Source organism: Azonexus sp., assembly GCF_036170495.1.
In the GTDB taxonomy this organism is placed as follows: Bacteria; Pseudomonadota; Gammaproteobacteria; order Burkholderiales; family Rhodocyclaceae; genus Azonexus.
In genome coordinates, this window is sequence record NZ_JAVHPH010000025.1 from 1 (window position 1) to 1,366 (window position 1,366).

The 1,366-nt window shown below is 55.7% G+C and carries 1 protein-coding gene; it reads right to left on the reverse strand.

Going from position 1 to position 1,366, the window contains the following annotated elements; all coding sequences use genetic code 11:
* Window positions 1–1,366: response regulator (locus ADADOO_RS01110; RefSeq protein ID WP_511274322.1), on the reverse strand; the 1,366-nt coding region annotated here is incomplete at both ends.

Here is a 1,366-nt window from a genome sequence, read left to right on the forward strand (position 1 = left end):
CAGCATGAAACATGGCCAGGAGGCTCTTCACGGTGTGCGCATGCATGCGCAACTCTGCCGCATCGGTATCATCGAGCCCTTTTCTCAGGCGCCCCAAATGGGTCTCCCACTCTGACAGAAACATACCGGCCATCGTGGCAAACAGTTCAGGCTCGCCAATATCGCGAAGGGCTGCCGCAAGATCAAGTTGCCCAGTGGCCTTGACTTGCCCTGCCCCAAAAACAATGTGCTCATCTTCCCCACCCCTTCCACGAGATCGATCCAGGGCGGCAAACAACTCGTCTGAACGCAAGGGCTTGGCGATATAGTCGTTCATCCCTGCCTCCATGCATCGATCCCGATCACTGGCCATAACATTGGCGGTCATCGCGATAATATAAACGGGCCTGACCTCATGGGAAACGACCCAGCTACGCCGCATTTCGCGGGCACGAATAGCTTCAGTTGCCTCAATTCCGCCCATTACCGGCATCTGCATATCCATCAGTATCACGTCGTAGTGACTGCTATCGAACAGGTCTACAGCCTCGACCCCGTTGTTGGCCAGCGTCACGTGATGGGACAGACGCTCGAGCAAGCGCATGGCCAGCTCCTGATTCACCGGATTATCTTCAACCAGCAGGATATTGAGAGCTGCATTTCCGCCTTGAGCAACCGGATGCAAGCCTAACTCCGACAACATGAACTCGCTTTGATCCGACAGATCGGTCCCCTCGGCCAAGGCTAGCGCATCGATAAGATCGGCGTTGCCGATCGGTTTGACAAGATGCGCCGAGACGCCGATTTCGCGCAGAAGGGTCAGATCGTGTCGCTGATTTTCAGTTGTCAGCATGATCAGGAGTTTTTCCACGCGACCCGATTTTTTCCAGGCTTCGGCCAATGAAAAGCCGGCCGGCGCCTCCATGTTGGCATCAGCAATCACATAGTCGTAGGGGAAATCGACAGCCCGACTGCGTTCGATAGCGGCCACGGCAGAGGCGCCATCCGCCGACAGCGATGACTGAATGCCCAGACGCTCAAGCAAGTCGACCAGATAGCGCCCTACCGTTTCGTTGTCATCGATAACCAAGGCGCGTCGGCCAATATATTTAGCCACGGCAGCAAACGCCTGAGTTTGGGAAAGCTCGGAAGTCTCAACGCCAAACCGCGCGGTAAACGAAAAGACCGAACCGACACCAAGCGTACTGTCTAGCGTTATCTTGCCATCCATCAATTGCACTAGGCGAGCACTGATAGCCAGCCCCAGCCCGGTGCCACCAAACCGACGGGTAGTTGATACGTCAGCCTGAGAAAATGCCTCGAAAATGGCCTGCTGCTTTTCAGGGGGAACGCCGATACCGGTATCGCGGATCGAAAAGCGCAGATA